The sequence below is a fragment of the Halomonas sp. HMF6819 genome, assembly GCF_044335525.1.
Taxonomy (GTDB): domain Bacteria; phylum Pseudomonadota; class Gammaproteobacteria; order Pseudomonadales; family Halomonadaceae; genus Vreelandella.
This window is the reverse complement of sequence record NZ_JBIQVY010000001.1, coordinates 711,079-734,291: the sequence shown is the minus strand read 5'-3', so window position 1 is coordinate 734,291 and position 23,213 is coordinate 711,079. Positions and strand designations below refer to the sequence as shown.

Genomic DNA, 23,213 nt, shown 5'->3' with positions numbered 1-23,213 from the left:
GGATCAAACGAGGACACGGCATGCAGGTACAAAGGAATAGTTCGAAACGCAGCGCGTGGATGTACTGGAGCGCTGTTGCACTGCTGGGTGTTTCGACCTTGGCCAATGCATCGTCTCAAGCATTCGAGGGCGATCTAAGCGAGCGGCTGAGCCGTGACGGGGGCGAAGTCACGTTCTCGCGCGTTTACGAAGATGCCGAACAGGGTACTCATGTCGCCGAGGATATCGCGGCACAGCGGCCCGATGGAACCTCAGTCTCTATCGGCCGCTATACGGTTGAAGGCGATTACGACGCGCCGGCGGCGATCTCATTGCAGGACGTTGTCTTGAACGATCCGGCGATCGGTGAAGACGGGGTGACACTCGAGACGCTTCGTATTGTCCATCCGGAACATGCCGTGCGCTTTTTAAGCGTGCTGGATGAGCCGGATTTCAGATTCGATGACATCGAGGCAACGGGGTTTCGGATGAGCGTGCCCAATCAATCTTTCGGTGATGGACCTTTTAATGTCTCGGCACAGAACATCGTCATCGATGCCCTAAGGGCTTCGGGCGTCACGCAGCAAGGTGTGGAGCAGTTGAATGCGCATGGGATAGAGTCTCATATCATACTGGACTCTCAAAGCGGTAGCGCCACCGAGCTGAGTATCGAAACGCTCGGCCTTCAGGACTTCGAATGGCCAAGCCAGCACGTTGCTCATATGGGTAACTTTGAGGTTGGTCAGATGCAGCTTGACAGTGAGCTTTGGCACGTTGGCTTTGATCGACTCTGGCTGGACGGTGATCCGTTCGATGGTGCTATGGGGGTATATGGAGGCTTTGCCGACTTGAGGCCATGGCTCGAGCAGCTACCTGCCAGGGAAAACGAACAGTTGAGCATGGTTTATAACGCGTTCGTCGGCGAGCGTGACCAGCTGCACTTTTCCATTGAGCATCACTCAAGTCTTGGCGAGGGCAACAAGCGAGTGCTGGACACCGCGGGTAATATTCTCATACCCGGCGCGGGCAGAGTGGAGTACGACTTGGGTGCCCGGCTGCAATTGGCGGACGGCATCGAACCGAATTTTGTGCTCGATGATAATCAGTACCTCGATTTGGCGCAGATCAATGGTGGAAACGCTTCACTGGTCTATGACGATGAAGGTCTGCTTCCTCGAATACTTCAATTGCTATCAGACAGCCTGGGAATAAGTACCGAAGAAGCGCTGCGTCTGCATCGTCGAGACTTCATGCTCATAGCCGAAGAAGCCGCGCCCGGGATTGATGAAATTTTGCTTGCGATGCTCACTCTCATGCAAGAAGACGCCGAGCGTATGACGATTGATATGATCTTTCCTAAGGGTATCCTTGTGAGCGAGTGGTTGATGGGCCCACACTATTGGAATGAAAGATACGATATCAGCGTCGAGCTCGAGTAAAGCCAGCTAAGCGCTACCGGGTCTGTATGAGCTTTGCTCATCATGGCCGTGAGGCGGATGCGATGAAAGTCGCCTCCGGCTGAGGTATCATGGCCGCCTTGCTTTTTTCGATGCCCTAGCCTACGAGGTTTGCCCCATGTTCAGCCGCGATATGACCATTGCCGGATTCGATGATGCGCTGTTTGACGCCATGCAAAAGGAAGTGGCGCGTCAGGAAGATCACATCGAACTGATCGCCTCCGAAAACTACGCCAGCCCGCGCGTGCTGGAGGCCCAAGGCAGCCAGTTGACCAATAAGTACGCGGAAGGCTACCCGGGCAAGCGCTACTACGGCGGCTGCGAGTTCGTGGATATCGCTGAGAACATGGCGATCGACTACGCCAAGGAGCTGTTCGGCGCCACCTACGTCAACGTTCAGCCGCACTCCGGCTCTCAGGCCAACAGCGCTGTGTTCCAGGCGCTGGTCACCCCCGGTGACACCATCCTCGGTATGAGCCTGGACGCCGGCGGCCACCTGACTCACGGTGCCAAACCGAACTTCTCCGGCAAGCACTACAACGCCGTTCAGTACGGCCTGAACGACCAGGGCCTGATCGATTATGACCAGGTGGCCAAGCTTGCCCGCGAGCACCAGCCGAAAATGATCATTGCCGGCTTCTCCGCCTACTCGCAGATCATTGACTGGGCCAAGTTCCGTGAAATTGCCGATGAAGTGGGCGCCTACCTGCTGGTCGACATGGCCCACGTGGCAGGGCTCGTCGCTGCAGGCGTCTACCCAAGCCCGCTGCCCCACGCCCACGTGGTCACCTCGACCACCCACAAAACCCTGCGCGGCCCGCGTAGCGGCGTGATTCTCTCCGCCGAAAACGACGCCGAGATCGAGAAGAAGCTGCAGTCCGCGGTGTTCCCCGGCGGCCAGGGCGGCCCGCTCATGCACGTCATTGCCGCCAAGGCGATCTGCTTCAAGGAAGCAATGGCACCGGAGTTCAAGACCTACCAGCAGCAGGTGGTCAAAAACGCCCAGGCCATGGCGAAGGTGTTCATCGACCGCGGCTTCGATATCGTCTCCGGCGGCACCGAAGATCACCTGTTCTTGCTCTCGCTGGTCAAGCAGGGCGTGACCGGTAAGGACGCCGACGCCGCGCTTGGCCGTGCGCACATCACCGTCAACAAGAACGCTGTGCCCAACGACCCGCAAAGCCCTTTCGTCACGTCGGGCCTGCGCATCGGCACCCCGGCGGTCACCACGCGCGGCTTCGGGGAGGAAGAGTGTACCGAGCTTGCCGGCTGGATCTGCGATCTGCTCGACGTACTCGCCGCCGGTGACGACACCACCGCCGTCGAGGAAGAGATCGCCGGCAAAGTGGCCAAGGTGTGTGCGAGACTTCCGGTTTATAAATAAGTCTTTCGCGTAAAGCCGGTCAAACAGTGGGCGCCTTCGGGCGCCCATTTTGTTGTAAACGTGAAAAAATGTACGGGAAGGGAGCGTTTATGAATCGCAGCCGAAAAGGTCGCGCGTAAACACCTTGTCTTCGATATCTAGTAGCTCCTCGGTCATGCGGTTAGCGACCACCACATCGCATAGTGATTTAAAGGCCGCCAGATCGCGAATGACCGCTGAGTTGAAAAAGGCGCTTTCTTCCAGAATTGGCTCGTACACCACCACCTTGATGCCTCGGGCCTTGATCCGCTTCATCACACCCTGCATGGCGCTGGCGCGAAAGTTATCGGAGCCGGCTTTCATGATCAGCCGGTAGATGCCCACCACTTGAGGCTTTCGCTTGAAGATGCACTCGGCGATGAAGTCCTTACGGGTACGGTTGGCATCCACGATCGCCTGCATCATGTTGCTGGGAACGTTTTGATAGTTCGCCAGCAGCTGCTGGGTATCCTTGGGCAGGCAGTAGCCGCCGTAGCCAAAACTTGGGTTGTTGTAGTGCTTGCCGATACGCGGGTCCAGCCCCACACCCTCGATGATTTGGCGCGTGTCGAGCTCGTGGGTTTCGGCGTAGGTATCCAGCTCGTTGAAATAGGCAACGCGCATGGCCAGGTACGTATTGGCGAAGAGTTTGATCGCCTCGGCTTCGGTGCTGTTGGTGAAAAGCGTGGGAATATCCCGCTTGATAGCGCCTTGAGACAGAAGCTCGGCGAACGCTTGGGCGCGGGGGGATCGCTCACCAACCACGATGCGCGAGGGGTGAAGGTTATCGTAAAGCGCCTTGCCTTCACGCAGAAATTCCGGCGAAAACATCAGGTTGTCGGTGTTGAAACGCTCGCGCGCATTGGCAGTATAGCCCACGGGAACCGTCGATTTGATCACCATCACCGCGTGCGGGTTGACCTCGATGACCTGTCGAATCACGGACTCGACGCTCGTCGTATTGAAGGTGTTGGTGTGAGGATCATAGTCGGTCGGCGTGGCGATAATGACATAGTCGGCGTTTTGAAAGGCGACGTCCGGCGCCAGGGTCGCGTTGAACTGAAGGTCGTCGCGCGCAAGAAACGCCGTAATATCCGCATCCTCGATCGGGGAGAGGCGCTGATTCAGCAGCTCGACTTTATCGGGTCGAATATCGAGCGCCGTGACAGCGTGATGCTGAGCCAACAGCATCGCGTTGGATAACCCGACATACCCAGTACCTGCCACCGCGATTTTCATACCCAAACTCCCTGAACCCTGCACATGGTAGGGTGTACTTTAACAGCCGTTTCTTGCAAAGCCGTTAATGAGCGCTACAGCGTGCCAAGCGCTTTTAGGCTCTGCTGGACCAGCTGCTCGGCCCGGGCGGCGGAGCCCGCCTCACCGTAACAGCGAAGCTCCGGCGCGTTGCCGGAAGGGCGCAAATGGACGATCTCTCCGTTTGAAAACGTCACCCTCAGGCCATCGGTCGTATCGATGGCGGCAATGTCCTCCAAAAGCCCGAGCACGCTTTTGAGCTTTTCCGGCGAGTCAGACCACTGCTCCAGTAAGGTTCGGCTCTTGTCCACGGGAAACGCCTTGAGCCGGTCGCTGGCGGTATAGCGCTCGGGTAGCGCTTTATTGAGCGCCGAAAGCGTTTGGCCTTTTCGGGCGGCTTCTACCATCAGTGTAAGCGCCGGTAGCAACGCGTCGCGAGTGGGCAGGGCGGCCAGCGTACGGCCTTCTTTTTGTAATGGGGTTTGAAGCAAAAAGCCGCCGTTGGCTTCGAACCCGGCAACGCTTGAGAACGTATCCGACAGCGATGCCATGCCTTCGAGCACGAACGGTGAGCCAATGCGCGTGCGGACCACTTTTTTAAACGCCCCACACGCTTCGATGGCCGTGTTGCAGCTGATCGGTACTGCCAGCGCCTCGATACCCAGCGCTCTTGCGCACAAAAGCCCCACGATATCGCCTCTGAGCCAGTTGCCGGTTTCATCGCCCAAAAGCGGCCGATCACCGTCACCGTCGGTTGAAAGCAGCGCGTTCAGGCCGTGCTGCTGTGTCCAGGCGCGCCCCTTGGCTTGGTCGTCAGCGCTGACGGCTTCGGTATCGACCGGTACGAACGCATCGCTACGACCTAGCACGACGACATCGGCGCCCAAGGCATCTAGAATATAGGCGCTCAAGTCTCGTCCGGCTGCGGAGTGTTGGTAAAGTCCTACACGCCACCCCTTGAGCGGCTGATCGACGAACCAGCGGGTATAGCGCTCGGCGTAGGCCTCGTTCGCAGCGTCAGAAAGCGCCTCACGGGCAGGCGCCGAAAAAGAAGGCAATTCGACCTTCGCCGATAAAATAGCGGACTCCTCGGCCTTAGTGATTTCACCGTCCGGGCGATAGAACTTGATGCCGTTGCGATCAAACGGAATATGACTACCAGTGATCATGATGCAAGGCACGCCATCCTTCATCGCTTGAAGCGCCAGTGCTGGTGTCGGCAATACCCCATAATCGTCGACTGCAAGTCCGAGTGTTTTGGCGGCGCTAGTGCAGGCAGCGGCCATGGCTGGGCTACTGGGGCGGCGGTCCATTCCAATAGCAATACGCTCGAAGCGAAATGAGCCCTGCATAGCGTTGATGAAAGCAGCGGTAAAGGCGGCGCAAACCTCATAGGTAAATTGTTCGACCAGGCCGCGCGCGCCGCTGGTACCAAAGGCGATACCGCTCCGTTCTATAACGTCTGAGGTGAAAAGGGGGGAATTCAAGAGTGCGCTCCTTCTGGAAATGACACAGGGCAAATAATAGTGCGCAATGGTAGCATTTTGCTATCGAAGCAAAGCGCCTCTTATAACCCCAAAGACAAAAAAGCCCCCGCGGGTGCGGGGGCCAATGATGGTGCCAAAGAGGGAGTTAGAACTCACCGCTTCCCAGATTCAGGCCGACCAAAATGGGATCGTGGTCGGAACTTCTAAACGCATCCGGCGCGTACAGGTTTTCATCCTGGCGGTCGCTGGTGAAATCGGTGTTGTAATCCAGTGCGCTCGCTTCGTCCGCGTTGATGTGCCAGGTCGTGGTGCCGGTGACCTGGGGAGCCAGCGCCTCGCTTGCTAGCGCGTGGTCAAGCGAGCCCCAGAAACCGTCAAAGACGTAACTATAGTCTTCGTCGAGCAGCTCGAAGCCGCCATCGACCAATGTCGTGACGGGATCCTCCATGGCATAAGCGTTCAAGTCGCCCAGAATCAACACGTCCTGATCGCTGCTGCCGGTAGGGTTGCTTGCCAGCCACTCCTTTAGCTCTTTCGCTGCCTCGACGCGGGTCGGGTTGTTGTTGCCTTGGCCATCTCCAATGGCGTTCTCGTTATTGATCACGCTGCCCTTGGATTTGAAGTGGTTAACGACCACCGAGAACTGCTCACCGTTTTCATCGCTGAACGTCTGCATTACCGGCGGGCGATTGCCATAACCAAACGCGCCATCGATTTTGGTGGCGGCGGCGCCTTCGGGCGTGACCGCTTGGCTATTGTAGATAACGCCCACGGTGATGGCATCGTCCCCGGCGCTGACGATATCGCCATTGGCATCCCGTGGAATACTGTACGCCCAAGTGACCCCTTCGATGCCTTTTTTTGCGTTGTCGGCGTTGAGCGCGTTGACCAAACTTGCCAGCGCGCTATCGTCGCCGTAACCGTTGTTTTCGATCTCCATCAGCCCAAGCACATCAGCGCCGCTGGTGTTGATCGCTTCGACGATCTTGGCTTCCTGACGGGCGAATTCTTCGGCGTTGTCGGCACCTCGCGGCGAATGCGTGGTGCCATCCAGTGTGCGCGTGGATTGGCCGCTATCACCCAGCGTATTGAAGTAGTTGAGCACGTTGAACGAGCCTACCTTGACTGTTGCATCGCCCAGCGCATCCGCATCCGGCATTGCCGGGCGCTCCGTGCCTTGGAAGTCCAGGCCGTCCACGTTTTGCACTTTCCAGTCGTCGAAGCTGAAATCCAGCACGCCTTCGAGCGTATCCAGCGTGTCACCGCCGCGTAGCGGATTATCCGCCGAAAGCTCCTCGCCGTTTCGTCCGAAAATGACCGGGTCCGGATTTTGAGCCGAATTGGCGTCATCGAGCTTGATGGTGCGTGCATCGGCGTCGCCAAGCCACGCCTGATAGCCCTCGACGCTCGGCGCGTTGACCTCGGTGAACTGCTCCAGACGCCCGCCCGCGGAAAGCGTGACGGTGCCGTAACGGCCTAGCTCATAAAGCTCGGTGACGACCAGCGGCTGGCCGTCCATCGCTTCGATGGCGACGCGCATGCCCTCGAACGCTTCCAACCCCTGCTTATTGGTGAACGGAAGCTTGATGACCTTGCTTTGCGGCAGGGGCTGATCGTGTTGAAGAATCTTCAGACTCGAACGGTCGGCGGTCAGCTGGGTTTTGTCGTAATACTCTGACACCGTGCCGCCGATTCGAATTTGATCGCCGGCCGAAAGCGTGGCCAGCCATTCAGCGCTGCCGCTACCGGCGTAGACGAAGATGCCCTCCGATGTGTTCGGGTTATCGTCGTTGTCTGCGTCCTCCTCCTGCAGGAAGAAGCCGTCAAGACCAGGTGTCACCATGGTGACGATCGCTTCCAGCGTGACGCTTTCGCCGTCCAGCGGGCTGGTACCGCTTTCACCTTGTACCGTCGAGATCAGAGTAAGCGCGACCTCGGGCTCGACCGCCGCACCCGGCGAGGCGAGGGCGGGCACATCATTAGCGTCACCTCCCAATGCGTTGGAGGGGAGCGCACCTTCTTCATCCGGTTGAGTAAAGGCCTGACGGTCAACGTTCCAGGACGCCGCATCGTGGTCAGACGTAGCCGGGTAGGCCTCAAAACCAATGCGGTTGCCGTCTAGGCGAGGGTCGCCTTGCCAAAGCGTGACCACATCGCCGCCGCTGCCAAGGCCCGCGGCGTCATCGGCGAAACCGATCTTGAGCGACTCTATACCGCGCAAATTGCTCCAGGCGGCGCGGAACTCGGCGACCGCCTCAACACCGCCATCAACGATAACGATGGCAGATTCACCTGGCGCCAGCGTGGTCAGCCCTTCGATGCGCACGGCATCCTGAGGCGAGGCGCTGTCATCGTCGTAGTAAAGCGGTGAGCTGGTGAAGTCCAGCGTCTCATCGGAGCGGTTGGTGATTTCGAACCAGTCTTCGGTGATGTCCGAGCCGGACTGACCGGGCCAAATCTCGGTGATCGCAAGCCCGATATCGGCCTCGCCCGGCACATAGGGCGCCTCCATGGTGCCGATGCGGAAGGTCTGAGTCAGGCCTTCCGGCATAGCGCTACTGGCGAATTCCCAGTTGTCAGGGTTGCCGATGGCTGCCAAAAGCTCCTCTGCGGTGCCGTAGCCGTCGCTGCTAAAGGCGGCGTTGCGTGCTTGGCCGAGTGCGACTGCGGTAAAGCCTTCTTCCAGGCCCGAAGGAAGGCCGGAGTCGTTGGAGCTCGACGCCGTCTCCTGCCACTCGCCGCTATTGGTTTGCACCGCGTAGATAAACGAGGGATCGATGTCCTCGCCGACGAAAGCGATGACCTGGTCACCGCTGGTCGACAGGTTGAAGCCGTTGTTACCCACGACTGGGCTGTTGGCGTTGGTGAACTGATCGGCGTTTTCGAGAGCAGAGATTACCGTACCCGGGGCCACGCCGCCTTCCGGGGCGGTCCATTTGACGGCGCCTTCATTGGCACGAAAGCCATCCCCCTGCCAGCCGGAGTCGGTAAAGGTAATCTCGGCGCCTTCAGCGATACCCCTGAGCGCAACGAACTGGAACTCTTTGTCGCTGCCGCTGACCGCGATGATAGCGATATCCCCGGGGCGAGGGGTCGTATCTGGCAGGGCGTCAAAGGCGATATCGAGGCCGATGAATTGCTGCTGAGCGTCCGGGAGATCCTTGGATTCGCGGCCATCTTCGAACCAGTCGACAGTGCCGCTATCGAACAGCACGCTCGCGGAGACGCCTTCATCGCTGACCGCGATATCGAAAAGCGCTTCGGGCTTGGCGCCAATGGCCCCGGGAATCGTGTTGAGATCGACGCCTTCGATTTCACGCACCGCGTGATCGCCGTCCCAGAAATACAGGCTAAAACCGGTTTCCAAACTGTCGTCTTCCGGGCCGGCCAGAATCAGGTAGCCCTGATCGCCGGCGGGCTCGATGGCACGCACCGCGCGGCCTTCCAAATCCAGGCGAAGCGGGGTGCCGAAGCCGGCCTCTGACGCCGAGCCGTTAACGAGTTCGACGGCGTTTTCGACCGGGATAAGCTGCGCGAAGCCATCGTCCAGCGGGGCGCGTAGCCCAAGATAGAGCGCATCGTCGATAAAAACAGCGCCTTCGACGTTGATGCCCAGATCGAGCTTCAGTGCGCTTTCGCCAAGCCCGTGGCCGTTGCTTCTGTCCCAGCTCAAGAGCTGCTCATTGAGATCCGTGAACTGGCCGACCACGTTGATCTTGAGATCATCGCCGCTACCGGTAACCTCGGTTGCGAACATCATCGAGCGCTGGCCGCTCTGGTGTGAGCCCAGCCAGTATTGGACTCCTTGATGAGTCGCTACGGCTTCGAGATCCGCTTCCTGGCCCTCGCTTAGGCCCAGCGCCTGATTGAGATCGAACAACGTGACCGGCTCGCCTCCGGCGTCGCGATCATAAAGGCGCAGCGTCTGGTCTTCATCATCGGCGACGAGCATGAGCGTTTCGCTAACGGCGACGGCGGCGGAAGCGTCGGACGCGCCCTTGAAGTAGCGCTCGCCGAGTTGAAAACCCGGCTGTGGCGTCTGCTCGGGCTCTTCAGGTTCCTCGATCGGTTCTTCGGGTTCCTCGATCGGCTCTTCGGGTTCCTCGACTGGCTCCTCGGGTTCCTCAGTGGCAGCTTCATTTTCAACGCGTTGAGTTAACTCGCCCAGAAGCGTTTCAAAATCCATACTATCGGCATCGGTGACATTGACCGTTAGAGTTGAAAGCGTTTGCGCGGGTTTTTGTATTTGGCTCTCAGAGCTAGCAGTAAGCGCTTGTAAGATATCATCTTTTGGAACACCCATTTCCAACTGCTCAAGCCAGTAGGACGCTCCAGCGTCATCAGGTAAGCGGCCCAAAATGCCTGAATAGGCCAAATCCAGCCAGTCCTCTGCGCTTTTCTGAGTCGCTATCACCTGTGATTCATTAGAGGTCTTGAATGTTTCTGCTAGCGCTTCAAAGGGCAAGCCTTGTCGATATGCGTTAACCCAATAGGATAAGCCTTCAATATCGGCCGGGCGTAGCATATATGTTGTATACAGATCGAGAACGGGTTGGATCGCAGTATCGAACTCTCCATTTGCCATTAAGCTGAGCGCCACATCACTAGTGCTGAGTGCGCTGCTTTCCAACTGATCGACCCAATAACTCAACCCGGCCTCATCGGGTTCTCGTAGTAAAAGCGTTTGATAAAGCGACGTAACGATAACTTGATATTCCATCGAAAAAGCCCCCAAGAGCAGTTACAAAATGATAATGAATAGTAATGAGAAAATTAAAATTCTCTATTTTGTTTCTCAAGGTTTCTAGTTGTTACTAACGAGTGAGATAACGTATCGGTTGAATATGTCGATACCGTGATGCGCCAGTGTGGTTTTTATTTCAAATGGATGAATTTCGACGCCATTCCAGCCATTAGGTTAGGCGTGTCGCAAACGAGATTTATCGAAAGTGTCATCTTTTCGTCATTGTTAGCTCGCTAGTATCTCTTTGCTTTGTAAGCTCGATTGGCCAACCGCCGCTAATAACCGCTACTAAAAATTGAAGGGATCGAACATGAGCAACTTTCAGCTACAGCTTCTGCACGCCTCGGATATGGAAGGGGGCGGCGGTGACCTGCTCAACGCGCCGAACTTCGTCTCAATCGTCGATTATCTTGAAGATCAGTACGCCAACAGCCTGTTTGTAAGCTCTGGCGATCTGGTGCTGCCGGGGCCGTATCTGAACGCTGCGGCAGAGGCGAGCTTACAATCCGCCTTTCAAACGGCGGTCGAGAACGTCTACGGGCTCGAAGCCGGCTCGATGAGCGGTATTACGGCGGCTTCAGGGCGGGTTGAAGTGCTGCTGATGGATCTGCTCGACGCCGCGGCGGTTACGCTTGGTAACCACGAGTTCGATCTGGGCACCGGCCTGATCGCCGATATGATCGCGCCGGTCACGGGCGGTAACAGTGCCGCCGATGTCGAGTGGCTCGGCGCTCAGTTCCCGTATTTGTCTGCGAACTTGGATTTCTCCAACGACTCGAACCTGAGCGGTCTGGCGACCAATGAAATCTTCTCCAACGAGGCGTTTCAGGCAACGCTTGCCGAAGTGCTGGCAGGCGCCGACAAGCCCAAGCTGGCGCCGGCGGTCATCGCCGAGGCGGGCGGCGAGCAGATCGGCATCATCGGCATCACGACGCAGATCCTTGAGAGTATCTCCTCTACCGGCGATGTCGATGTCATTACCGGAGGCAGCAACGACATGCAGGCGTTGGCCGGTTTGATTCAGCCGGTGATCGATGAACTCGAAGGCCGTGGCATCAATAAGATCATTCTGAGCTCGCACCTGCAGCAGATTCAGTTCGAGGAAGAGCTGGCAACGCTGCTCAACGGTGTCGATATCGTCATCGCCGGCGGCTCGGATTCGCTGCTGGCCGACCAGGAAGATATCGGCCGAGGTCTTTTTCCCGGCGCGAGCGAGCCTTACAAGTCCTATCCCATTCTGACCCAGGACGCCTCTGGCCGTGATGTGGCTATCGTCAATACCGACGCTGGCTGGCGCTACGTGGCGCAGCTGGTAGTCGAATTCGACGAGAACGGTCATCTTCTGCCCGAGTCGATCGACCCGGCGACCTCCGGTATCTTTGCCTCGACCGATGCGCAGGTCGAAGCGCTGTGGGGCAGTCTGGAAGCCGCTTTCGCCGATGGCACCAAGGGCCAGATCGCCCAAGAGCTGGTAGGCGCCGTGGGCGAGTTCGTCGAAGAGCAGGATGGTAATATTCTCGGCTTGACCGACGTGTACCTGGTGGGCGAGCGCGGCTCGGTGCGCACCGAAGAAACGAACCTGGGCAATCTCACCGCCGATGCCAACCTTTGGTACGCGCGTCAGCTCGATAGCGACGTCATGGTCTCGTTTAAAAACGGCGGCGGTATTCGCGAGCCGATCGGAGACGTCGTTGTTCAGGGCGGCGACAGCGAACCAAGCTACCAGCCGCCCGGTGCCAACCCGGTTATTGGCAAGCCCGACGGCGGCGTATCTCAGCTCGACGCCGCTTCATCGCTCCGCTTCAACAATGACCTGACCATTTTGACCTTGACGCGCAGCACGCTACTGGATGTTCTCGAGCACGCCGTGGCGGCCTCGGCGCCCAATGTCACGGCGGGCCAGTTTGCCCAGGTTGGCGGTATTCAATACAGCTTCGATTGGGACCAGCCCGCCGGCGATCGTATCCAAAGCGCCGCGGTTCTCAAGGAAAATGGCGAGATTCACGACGTGCTGGTGGCCAACGGCCGTCTGGTAGGCGATGCTGAGGAAACAATCAAGGTCGTAACGCTTGGTTTCATGGCCGACGGAGGCGATGGCTATCCGCTGGGCGAGGGCGTTTATATCGACCGCGTCGACCTCCTGAATGCCTACACGCTGGACGGCAAGTTCGACTTCGCTGAAAAGGGCTCCGAACAGGACGCCTTTGCCGAGTACATGGGCGCGCTTTATAGCGAAACGCCCTTTAACGAGGTCGAAACGCCGGCAAGCGACGATACGCGCATCCAGAATCTGGCGTTTCGCGATGACGTCGTGCTGAATGATGCCGTCGACCCACTACTGCGTCTGTACGATGCCGCCTTTGATCGAGATGCGGACGGTAACGGCATGGGTTATTGGCTAAATATGAGCGACAACGTGGATACGATTTCCATTGCGAGTGGCTTGATAAACTCTATGGAGTTCGTAAACCAGCATGGGGATTTAGACCAGGAGAGCTTTGTCGACCTAATGTACAATAATGTGCTTGAGCGTGGAGCTGACATGGCAGGCAAAAACTACTGGGTCGATCAAATGGAAAACGGGGTCGCTCAAGGAGCTATCATGGTAGGAATAACTGAGTCAGCTGAGAGTCTAGCTCTCTTTGGTTAGAGCTGGTGTTATTGCTTCTTCATTAAGAAAACCCCCTCCAAAATGTGCCTCTACCCCACGTAGGGGCACTTCTGTTATGCTTTCGCGATTCTGTGTCTCGCGATTTTTCTCGATTTTTACGGTGATCCCTTCATGTCAAAGCAACAGGAAGCAACGGACCTGCAGCGGGCGTTGAAAGCCTGCAAGGGTTCGTTCATGTCGGTGGGTTTTTTCAGCATGTTCGTCAACCTGCTGATGCTCGTACCGCCGATGTACATGCTTCAGGTTTACGATCGCGTTCTGACCACTCAAAGTTTCGATACGCTGTTGATGCTCACGCTGGTGGTCGTGTTTCTTTTCATGGTTATGGGTGGGCTCGAACTGGTTCGTTCGCGGATGCTGGTACGCGTAGGTAACCGGCTGGATACGGCGATCAACGAGCGTCTCTACAGTGCCATGTTTCGCAGAAGCCTATTTGCCCAAGGCAGCCAGAGTGCGCAGCCCTTGAACGACTTGACCAGCCTGCGCCAGTTTCTAACCGGTAACGGACTGTTTGCCTTTTTCGATGCCCCTTGGGTGCCGGTATACTTGGGGGTGCTATTTCTCTTTCACCCGTGGCTTGGCATTTTTGCTACCTGTGCCGGTATTATTCTGCTCGCGTTGGCTATTGCGAACGAAAAATCCACCAAAACACTAATGGCGGATGCCAACAGTGAACATATCCAAGCGCAGAATCTCGCCAACTCCAACCTGCGTAACGCCGAAGTGCTCCACGCCATGGGCATGCTGCCCGGTATCATGGGGCGCTGGTCGAAACGCCATCACGAGTTTTTGGCCAAGCAGTCCAAGGCCAGCGACCGTGCCGGGGCGTTGACCAACATTTCGAAAGTAATGCGTATGATGTTCCAGTCGCTTATTCTCGGGCTGGGTGCATTGATCGTACTTCGCGGCGAAATGAGCCCAGGCATGATGATCGCCGGCTCCATTTTAATGGGCCGGGCACTGGCCCCCATCGATCAAATGATCGGCGGCTGGAAAAGCTTCGTCAGCGCCCGTGGCGCCTACGGGCGTTTGAACGAGCTGCTGACTCAAATTCCCAGCGAACAGCGCAAAATGTCGCTACCCGCACCCAAAGGCCATATCGCCCTTGAAAACGTCGCGGCGGCGCCGCCTGGCGTGCGTATGGCGACCATTCGCGGCATCAATTTCAGCGTACCCAGTGGCGAGCATGTCGGTATCATCGGCCCTAGCGCTGCGGGTAAATCGACGCTCGCCCGCGTGCTTTTAGGCATCTGGCCCTCCCAGGTAGGCGACGTTCGCCTGGATGGCGGGGTCATCACCCAATACAACCGCGATGAGATCGGCCCTTACATCGGCTACCTGCCCCAAGACATCGAACTCTTCGACGGCACCATTAGCGAAAACATCGCCCGTTTTGGCGATATCGATTCCACCAAGGTGGTCGAAGCCGCGCGCAAGGCCGGTGTACACGAAATGATCCTCGAGCTGCCCAACGGCTACGACACCGTCATCTCCTCGACCAGCGGTGCGCTCTCCGGTGGCCAGCGCCAGCGCGTAGGCCTGGCTCGGGCGCTGTATGGTAATCCGGTCTTCGTCGTGCTGGACGAACCCAACGCCAATCTGGACGACGCCGGGGAGCGCGCACTTGGTCAGACCATTGCGCTGCTTAAAAGCGAAGGCGTGACGCTGTTCGTCATCAGCCACCGCACTAACGTCCTCAAGAACATGGACAAGCTTCTGGTGATGAAAGAAGGGCAGGTCAGCATGTTCGGCCCACGCGATCAGGTGTTGGCACAATTTGCCAAGAAACCGAACAAGCAGGTCGGCCAGCAGAGTTCAGCCCGTTTGTCCGCCATTTCCGGCGGGCGCCAGGGCGAGGAGTCGTAAATGAGTAACGATAAGCGAGGTCTCACTCCCAAAGGCGAGATCGACGTCACCCCCAAGGGCCCGGCGACCATCGATGGCGAAGCCACCGAACACCTGCCCACCAGCGACAAGGGTTACCGCAAGCTTGGCTACGCCATTCTGATTTTTGCACTCGGCGGCTTCATTTTATGGTCGGTCACGGCGTCGCTAGCGATTGCCGTAGTCGCCCCGGGCAGCGTGTCGATCGAGTCGTTCAAGCGTACCGTGCAGCACCTCGAAGGCGGTATCGTGCGCGAAATTCTGGTTGATGACGGCGATACCGTCGAAGCCGGCGATACGCTGGTGGTGTTAAGCGATACCCAGGCCCGTTCGCAGCTCGAAATTGCCCGTTCGCAGTTTTTGATCAACCGCGCCATGGAAGCGCGGCTGCTCGCCGAGCAGGAAGGCGCCGAAACGATGCAAATTCCCGACGATATCCAGAACGTCGACAGTCCCCGCGTTCAGCAGGTCATCGCCGTGCAGCAGAGCCTGTTCGCCGCGCGCAAACAGTCTCTGCAAAGCACACTGGAGTCGCTCGACGAGCAGATCGTGCAGATGCAGGAGCAGATCGAAGGCTTGCAACAGCGCTCCAGTGTCAATACCCGCCGTATTTCGTCGCTGCGCTCTGAGGCGGACGATTTCCGCTCGCTCTACCGCGAAGGGCTGGGCGACAACCAGCGCCTGCGCGAGCTCGAGCGCCAGATTCTCCAATACGAGGGTGAAAACGCCGAGTTTCAGGCCAACATCGCCCAGCTGCGCTCGCAGATCAGCGAAAACCGTATGCAGCGCGAAATTCAGCAGCAGGAATTCCAGAAGGAAGTCGGCGAGCAGCTGCGCCAGGCCCAAGCGCAAATCGCCCAAGCCGAAGAGCAGATCATCTCGTTGGACGACCAGGTCGAGCGCACCGTCGTCACGGCACCGGTTTCCGGCACCGTGGTCGGCCGTCAAATCCACACCGTCGGCGCGGTCATTCGCCCGGGCGATGCAATCATGGACATCGTGCCCAACAACGACGGTTTTGTCGTCGAAGCGCGTATTCCCACCCGCGATATCGACAATATCTACATCGGCCAGTTTGCCGAAATTCGCTTTAGCGCCTTCAACCAGCGCCTGACCGACGAAATCGACGGCGAAGTCATCTACGTCAGCGCCGACAGCTTCGAAGACGAGGCGACTGGCCAGCGCTATTACCGTACCCGCATCCGCGTCACTGAAGCCGGTCGTGAACAGATGAGCGAACAGATGCAGCTTCTTTCCGGCATGCCGGCAGAAGTCATGCTGCGCACCGGTGAGCGCACGTTCGCAAGCTATATCGCCAAGCCGGTCACCGATATGCTGGCTCGCGCCATGCAGGAGGACTAATGCGTTTTTCGCCGTCTCGAAAGAGCATTACCCGTCGCCAAGGCGTACTGGTGGGCTTGATGCTGGGCGTGACCAGCTTCTCGGTCTACGCCCAGCAGGCCGCGCCATCCGGTACGATGGCCGACCCTTTGGCCGAGCAAAGCGCGCTGGACGAGCTGGCGGCGCTTGATGAGCGCCCTGGCCAGAGCGGTTCAAACCAGCCCCCCACGCTGCCTTCGCTGCCGGGGCTGTTCGCAAGCGCTTTGGAGCACGATGCGGATCTTTCCCGTCAGCGCTTTGAACTCGCGGCGACGCAGGAAGAAGTGCCCATGGCGCGCTCGCAGCTGCTGCCTCAGGTATCGGCATCGGGTTCTTACCTGTGGCAGGATTCCACCAACATTCAAACTACGCCGGACGACTTCGGCCTCGACCAGCCCGCCCAGCGCCCCGGTGAAATCGAAGAGAACGTGTGGGGGCTTCAGCTCCAACAGCCGCTGTTCAGCCTAGAGCGCTGGCGCGGCGTAGACGTGGCCAAGGCCCAAGTCAGCGCCGCCGAGCTTCAACTCGCAGTGGTCGAGCGCGATCTAGCGTTGCAGGTCGCTGAGGCCTACATCCAGGCGTACTTGGCCACCCAACGCCTTGGGCTTTTGGAATCGCAACAGGAATCTCTGGAGCTGCAGGTGCGCCAAGCCCAGCGCGCTTACGATCTTGGGATTGGTGATCGCATCAATCTTTATGAAGCTCAGTCGCGCCTCGATCAGGCCATCTCTGATGCGGTACAGGCCGAAAACGAGCTGAACAATGCCCTCAGTACGCTTGAGCGCTTGACCGGCACGTTCCCCGAGTTCAACTCGCTGGGCGTGGGCGAGCTTTCGAGTGTCAAACTCAATCAGGAGTGGGGCGACCCTGAAGCGTGGATTGCACGCGCGGGGCAGAATTTGGATGTGCAGTTGGCCTCCGAACAGCAGCTCATCGCCACCGCCGATGCCAGCACCAGGCGTGCGGGCTACTATCCGGAGCTCAACCTGAATCTGTCCTACTCGGATCGCCAAAGCGACGACGTATTGCGCGAAAGTGAGGACTACCGAGCTAGTGTCGAGGTCAGTGTACCCATCTATCGTGGTGGTTACACCACGGCGAACGTGCGTCAAGGCGAGCGGCGTATCGATGCAAGTCAAGCCGATCTGGACAATCAGCTCAATCTCGCGGTTCAGGAAGTTCGCCAACGCCTGCGCTCATTGAACGGTCACGCGCGCCGCGTTCAAGCGCTCGCTCAGGCCATCGAATCCAGCCAGCTCTTTTTGGACGCTGCCGAGCGCGGCGAACAGCTGGGGCTTCGCGATCTAGTCGACGTGTTGGACGCCCGGGCAAGTCTTTACGATCAGCGCATTCAGTACGTCGACACCATCGGCGAATACGCGCTCGATAGCTTGGCGCTGCAATCCGCAGTCGGCGATTTAACCAGTCAGGATTTGAACGATATTATGGCGTTACTGCTTTCGATGACCGACTTTTCAGTAATGAGTCAAGGATAACGCGTTTGCATGACCGCCTTAAAAGGAATGCCCTATAACGATTGGCTAAGACGTGCTATGCGCTGTCTGGACGCAGCTATTGCGATGTTGATAGCGCTCGCAACGCTGACTTGGATGCCAAACATTACGGGAATTGGCGATGACTATTTCTTTCTTATCATTATTGGAAGTTTACTGCTTCCCGCTGTAGGAGAGCTGATAGGTCTTTATCAGCCGTGGCGTGGCCGCAGCTTGTATACCATGCTGGGCACTTATGCCCTAAGCTGGATTGCTGCTATCGGACTAATCAGCCTGCTTCTAGTCGCAACACAAACGACGCAAAGTTTTTCTCGTCTATGGATGGGAACAACAGCATTGGCAGTCTTGTTCATGGGTAGTTGCGTGCGTACCGCTCTCTATTGTTATCTACGTCATGTAAGATCCAGTGGTAGAAATTTGAAGCGGGTGTTAGTCGTCGGTCTGCCCGAAAATATTTCTTTACTTGAAAAACGCGTTCGAGAGCAACCACAAGCAGGTTATGTGGTGGTTGGCAATCAAATCGATACGAGTGAAGAGGCGTTTCTTCAAAGAATGGCGCTTTTTGTTAGTGATAACGTTTTTCAGCGCTCGTTTGACGAGATATGGTTGGGATATCCGTTGGTAGAGGGGGATCGTGTTCGTCAGCTAATGGGGCTTTTTGCTGGTATCCCTGCTACGATCCGTTTTTTTCCGGATTTGCCAGACGTACGCTTGTTAAATCACCGTATTGCTCAAGTCGTAGGCATCTACTCACTGGAGTTAAACTATACGCCGCTGAATGGTCCAATGCGCATGGTTAAAGCGATAGAAGATAGACTGCTGGGTTTAATACTGTTTGCTGTTTTTTTACCCGTTATGTTGATCGTTGCGGCTGCTATTAAATTCAAAATGGGAAGCCCTGTTCTCTTTAAACAAGAACGTCACGGGTTGGATGGCAAATGCTTTAAAATCTATAAATTTCGTACCATGTCGACCCATCACAGCAAAACGACAGAGCAGGCTGAGTTCGGGGACCAGCGAATCACTCGCTTAGGGCAAATGCTTAGGCGTACCAGTTTGGACGAGCTTCCCCAATTATATAACGTTCTTCAAGGTAGAATGTCACTAGTCGGCCCTCGCCCTCATGCTATGGATCATAATAATCATTATAAGGATCATATAGATATCTATATGCAGCGCCACCGTGTCAAACCAGGAATGACCGGTTGGGCTCAGGTGAATGGGTTGCGTGGCATCACTGCAGATGTCGGTGTAATGCAAAAGCGAGTGGAATATGACCTTTACTATATTGAGCATTGGTCACTCGGGTTGGACTTAAAGATTTTAGCCATGACGCTCACGCGTGGTTTTATGAATACTCAGCCCTGACTCTATAGTCAAAGGTTTTCTAGTTTCAAAATTAGTATTTTCAAGGAGGATGTATGATTTTTCCCATAATTTTGTCTGGTGGTTCAGGTTCACGTCTTTGGCCAGTGTCTCGCGAGCACTATCCAAAACAATTTCTTAACTTGCATAAAGATAATCGAAGTCTTTTGCAGGAAGCAGCCGAGCGCTTGAATAAGTGGCACGATATTAGTGCCCCGATTGTAGTTTGTAATGAAGAGCACCGTTTTTTAGTAGCCGAACAGATGCACCAAATTGGCTTTAAGGGTGCCCAAATAGTATTAGAGCCTTGTGGCCGTAACACAGCGCCTGCTTTAGCACTCGCTGCCTTGACCGCACAACAAAGTAATCCCGATGCGGAAATGCTGGTAATGCCGGCAGATCATGTCATTAAGGATGAGCAAGCCTTCGTTGATGCCGTGACTAAAGGAAGAGAGCTTCTTAATGATGGCAAGCTGATAACATTTGGTATCACTCCGAATTCACCGCAAACGGGGTATGGTTATATCAAACGAGGCATAACTCTAAAATCGGGTTATAGCGTTGAAGCATTTGTTGAAAAACCAGACTTGGCTCGTGCAGAAAGCTATTTAGACAGCGGTGACTATCTTTGGAATAGCGGTATTTTTCTTTTTAAAGCTAGCGACTATTTATCCGCGCTAGCACAGTTTGCTCCCGACATTCTGGATGTTTGCCATCGAGCCTTTGAAGCACGAAATGAAGATCTGAATTTTATTCGAGTCGATAGTTCTATATTCGCAGAGTGCCGTAGTGAGTCCATCGACTACGCTGTTATGGAGCATACGCAGCAAGCAGCGGTAGTGCCCATGAATCCGGGTTGGAGTGATGTGGGTGCATGGGATGCTCTTCATGCTCTTAAGGCAAGCGCGGATACGCAAAACGGTAACGCTTTGCACGGCGATGTGATGCTCCATGATACTCATAATAGCTTGATTCATAGCGAGTCTCGCTTGGTAGCTGCGGTAGGTGTCGATAATTTAGTGATCGTTGAAACCGAAGATGCCGTACTAGTCGCGAACCGCCAAAGTGCCCAGGATACAAAGTTGATCGTTAACGCTTTGAAAGCGGCAGGGCGTAAGGAATCGCAATCTCATCAGCGCATATATCGTCCTTGGGGTAATTACCGGACGATGGTGTTGACCAATAGCTTTCAGGTTAAAGAGATCGTGGTGAACCCTGGCGCCAAGCTCTCACTTCAAATGCATCACCACCGAGCGGAGCACTGGGTTGTCGTTAAAGGGACCGCAAAAGTAACACAGGGGGAGGGCCATGGTGATCTCGAGAGTTTAAGAAGCTTCATTCTCTCTGAAGATCAGTCGACCTATATTCCGTTAGGCACTGTTCATCGTTTGGAAAATCCCGGCGTTATTCCTTTGCACCTAATAGAAGTACAAACAGGTTCGTACTTGGGAGAGGATGATATCGTTCGTTATAACGATGAATATGGGCGCGGATAGGAGCTAGTCGGGTTTCATGAAAGTCGCCATTGTGCACGACTGGCTGACCACTTGGGCCGGTGCTGAAAAGGCACTGGCTGAGTTGCTTGCCTGTTTTCCTAAAGCAGAAGTTTTCACCACGGTCAATTTTCTCGAGGCTGAAAACATCCCTTGCCTTGCTGGAAGAAGAATCCATACCAGTTTTATACAACGATTGCCTGGAGCCCGAAAACACTACCGACGTTATTTACCATTGATGCCGATTGCTGTCGAGCAGTTCGATTTAAAAGGGTTCGACTTAATTCTGTCCAGCAGCCACGCCGTTGCTAAAGGCGTAATATCGGATCCGGGGTCGTTGCACGTATGCTATTGCTATAGTCCCATGCGCTATGCGTGGGATATGCAGCACCAGTATCTGCGCCAATCGAAAAATGACACAGGCTGGCTCGGTGGCATCATGCGCTGGCAGCTACACCGGTTACGTCAGTGGGACTATATTAGCGCTCAACGCGTTGATCATTTCATTGCAATCTCACACTACATCAAACGACGAATAGAGGTATTTTATCGTCGTGAAGCTCATGTGGTTTATCCGCCAGTCGATGTCGATAAATTTTGCCATGATCGTCCTCGAGAAGATTTCTATCTTACGGCCTCCCGGATGGTACCTTACAAGCGTATCGACCTGGTGATTCAAGCTTTCAACCGGACGCCGAACCGGCAACTCGTGGTGCTCGGAGATGGGCCGGATTTCGCCTCCTTGAAGTCGATGGCAGGTCCTAACGTTACCCTATTGGGCTATCAGCCCGACAGCGTGTTGGTTGATTATCTCGAACGCACCCGCGCCTTTGTGTTCATGGCAGAAGAAGACTTCGGCATACTGCCTGTCGAGGCTCAGGCCGCCGGTGCCCCGGTCATTGGCTACGGGGTAGGCGGTATGCGTGAAACCGTTGAAGAGGGAGTGACAGGTCTACTCACGACTGAGCAATCCGTCGAATCGCTGTTGGAAACGCTAGAACATTTTGAAGCATTAAACGACCTTGCCAAAAAAGGGGAGGAATATTCCGAGCGTCCCTTTTCCCCGTCAGTATGCCGGCTAAATGCACAGCGTTTTTCCAACGACACCTTTAAGGATGCGATACATCGCTTCATACAAGAACGCATGTCCTAATAAGTAACGCTGAGGCACCCTAAAAACATCTGAGATGAGTTCAGTAGCGAGCATGCACGAGGTTTTTTGCTCCTTGGGCTCATCTCAGTTCATCGAGAGTTTGATAAAGCGTGCTGGCCGAGCTTTTCCAATCATACCGGTCAGCTTGGGCGGGGCCGGCTCGGCTCAACTGTTGTCGTTTCGGCTCGTCGTGCAACGCCATTTGTAGTGAGTGAGCAATGTCATCTACGTCGAGCGGATCGGCATAGAACGCACAGTGGCCTGCCACTTCTTCCATGGCGGTACCTCGACTTGTAAGAACGGGGACGCCGCACGCCAAACTCTCTACCACCGGCATTCCAAACCCTTCGTAAAACGACATGTATGCCATTAAACCGGCTGCCGCGGTCAAGACAGGAAGATCTCGCTGGGGCACGTACCCTAATCGAATGAGTTCGCCCTGCGCCTCGAGTCGATGAATATCCGAGGAAAGGGTGGCGTCGTTCCAGCCTTTGGCACCCACACACACTAGCGGCCACTGTTGACGCAATGCAGCAGGTAAGCGTTCGTAAGCACTCAATAAGCGCGAAAGGTTTTTACGTGGCTCAAGGGTGCCAACGGAGAGGATAAAACGCTCGGGCAGCGAATAGCGCTGACGCACTACCTGCAGCTTTTGGTGGTCGTAAGGATGAAAAGCATCGGCCGCTGCAGGAGGTACCAAGCGTATTTTATCTTTTGGGACACCAAGATGCTCGTCCAAGGCTTGAGCAGTGAATTGAGAAATGGTGATCACCCGATCGGCTTGATGAACGGAGGTCGCCAGCGCACGCTTGAGTTGAACGACGCGTGATTTAGGATGTAGCTCGGGATGCGCCAGCGGAGAAAGGTCGTAGATCGTGACTACCGATGGGCATCGGGAGGGTTTCAAAATGAAATTGGGTTCCCAATAAACGTCATGACCGTGCGTTTGACTCAGCGTTTGGAAACGGTGTGCTTTGGTGCGCTGCCAAGCGCGGCGTGCGAATGGAAGCTGTCGAACGAAGGGTTTGATCCGTGTGAGCAAACCGCTTTTTTTCCCATCCGTGGTCACTGCCTGTGTGTTCAGGAGCCGACATACCTCTTCATGCTGTATGAAACGACCATGAAACATGGCAGTGATGTCGCTAATAGCGTGCTGGTTAATCAACTGCTCGGTGAGTTCGCGAGTATAGTGGCCAATGCCGGTCAGGGGAGGGGCAAGGCAGTCCAGATCGGTGAGTAGCTTCATCGAAAGGTCCGATAATGAAAGCGTAATAATCAACCAGATTACCATACCTGGGCGCCGGGTGGTGCGCGCACTACCGATCGCGTATCATGCGCGCGAAATGCCCGTAGGCTGTCAGCCCCCGGTCTGCCCGATCAAACGTCCCGGCACGCGCAATGTGCTGAGCGATGAAACACCGTTACAA

13 protein-coding genes are annotated in these 23,213 nt (G+C 56.0%); 9 read left to right on the top strand and 4 right to left on the bottom strand.

Annotated elements, in window-relative coordinates; translation table 11 throughout:
• The first annotated feature begins 20 nt into the window (after positions 1–20).
• Together ACGLWX_RS03340 and glyA are read left to right on the top strand one after the other, a co-directional pair.
• Positions 21–1,418, top strand: coding sequence for a hypothetical protein (locus tag ACGLWX_RS03340; RefSeq protein ID WP_396237318.1), 1,398 nt, complete (start codon positions 21–23; stop codon positions 1,416–1,418).
• 136 nt (positions 1,419–1,554) lie between these two features.
• On the top strand, positions 1,555–2,820 hold the full coding sequence (gene glyA / locus ACGLWX_RS03335; protein ID WP_396237316.1) for a serine hydroxymethyltransferase: 1,266 nt from the start codon (positions 1,555–1,557) through the stop codon (positions 2,818–2,820).
• An 87-nt stretch (positions 2,821–2,907) separates the two neighbouring features.
• Here the strand turns inward: glyA and ACGLWX_RS03330 are convergent, their stop codons facing one another.
• The 3 genes from ACGLWX_RS03330 to ACGLWX_RS03320 form a co-directional block, all read right to left on the bottom strand.
• Complete coding sequence (locus ACGLWX_RS03330) at positions 2,908–4,077, bottom strand: nucleotide sugar dehydrogenase (protein WP_396237314.1); 1,170 nt, start codon at positions 4,075–4,077, stop codon at positions 2,908–2,910.
• 74 nt (positions 4,078–4,151) lie between these two features.
• Positions 4,152–5,582 (bottom strand): phosphomannomutase, encoded by a 1,431-nt coding sequence (locus ACGLWX_RS03325; RefSeq protein ID WP_396237312.1) that lies wholly within the window; start codon positions 5,580–5,582, stop codon positions 4,152–4,154.
• Between the two features lie 145 nt (positions 5,583–5,727).
• Positions 5,728–10,302, bottom strand: a complete 4,575-nt coding sequence (locus ACGLWX_RS03320) for an ExeM/NucH family extracellular endonuclease (protein ID WP_396237310.1) — start codon at positions 10,300–10,302, stop codon at positions 5,728–5,730.
• A gap of 334 nt (positions 10,303–10,636) precedes the next feature.
• Here ACGLWX_RS03320 and ACGLWX_RS03315 point away from each other — a divergent pair, with 334 nt between their 5' ends.
• The 7 genes from ACGLWX_RS03315 (at position 10,637) to ACGLWX_RS03285 (ending at position 21,786) form a co-directional block, all read left to right on the top strand.
• Positions 10,637–12,976 carry a DUF4214 domain-containing protein gene (locus tag ACGLWX_RS03315; RefSeq protein ID WP_396237308.1) on the top strand — a complete coding sequence of 780 codons (2,340 nt, stop codon included), beginning with the start codon at positions 10,637–10,639 and terminating at the stop codon, positions 12,974–12,976.
• Between the two features lie 132 nt (positions 12,977–13,108).
• Positions 13,109–14,863 carry a type I secretion system permease/ATPase gene (locus ACGLWX_RS03310; protein ID WP_396237306.1) on the top strand — a complete coding sequence of 585 codons (1,755 nt, stop codon included), beginning with the start codon at positions 13,109–13,111 and terminating at the stop codon, positions 14,861–14,863.
• Entirely contained in the window at positions 14,864–16,243 is a 1,380-nt protein-coding gene (locus ACGLWX_RS03305; RefSeq protein ID WP_396237304.1) for an HlyD family type I secretion periplasmic adaptor subunit, read from the top strand.
• The gene (locus ACGLWX_RS03300) at positions 16,243–17,757 is read left to right on the top strand and encodes a TolC family outer membrane protein (RefSeq protein ID WP_396237302.1); all 1,515 of its coding nucleotides are present in this window, start codon (positions 16,243–16,245) and stop codon (positions 17,755–17,757) included. The genes ACGLWX_RS03305 and ACGLWX_RS03300 overlap by 1 nt, the downstream gene beginning before the upstream one ends.
• 9 nt (positions 17,758–17,766) lie before the next feature.
• Positions 17,767–19,143, top strand: a complete 1,377-nt coding sequence (locus tag ACGLWX_RS03295; RefSeq protein ID WP_396237300.1) for an undecaprenyl-phosphate glucose phosphotransferase — start codon at positions 17,767–17,769, stop codon at positions 19,141–19,143.
• 53 nt (positions 19,144–19,196) lie between these two features.
• Positions 19,197–20,636 (top strand): mannose-1-phosphate guanylyltransferase/mannose-6-phosphate isomerase, encoded by a 1,440-nt coding sequence (locus ACGLWX_RS03290; RefSeq protein WP_396237298.1) that lies wholly within the window; start codon positions 19,197–19,199, stop codon positions 20,634–20,636.
• A gap of 16 nt (positions 20,637–20,652) precedes the next feature.
• The gene (locus tag ACGLWX_RS03285; RefSeq protein WP_396237296.1) at positions 20,653–21,786 is read left to right on the top strand and encodes a glycosyltransferase family 4 protein; all 1,134 of its coding nucleotides are present in this window, start codon (positions 20,653–20,655) and stop codon (positions 21,784–21,786) included.
• Between the two features lie 79 nt (positions 21,787–21,865).
• On the opposite strand, the gene ACGLWX_RS03280 is transcribed toward ACGLWX_RS03285, so the two are convergent.
• A complete protein-coding gene (locus tag ACGLWX_RS03280; protein ID WP_396237294.1) occupies positions 21,866–23,032 on the bottom strand; it encodes a glycosyltransferase family 4 protein in 1,167 nt (388 codons plus the stop codon).
• Positions 23,033–23,213: the final 181 nt, after the last annotated feature.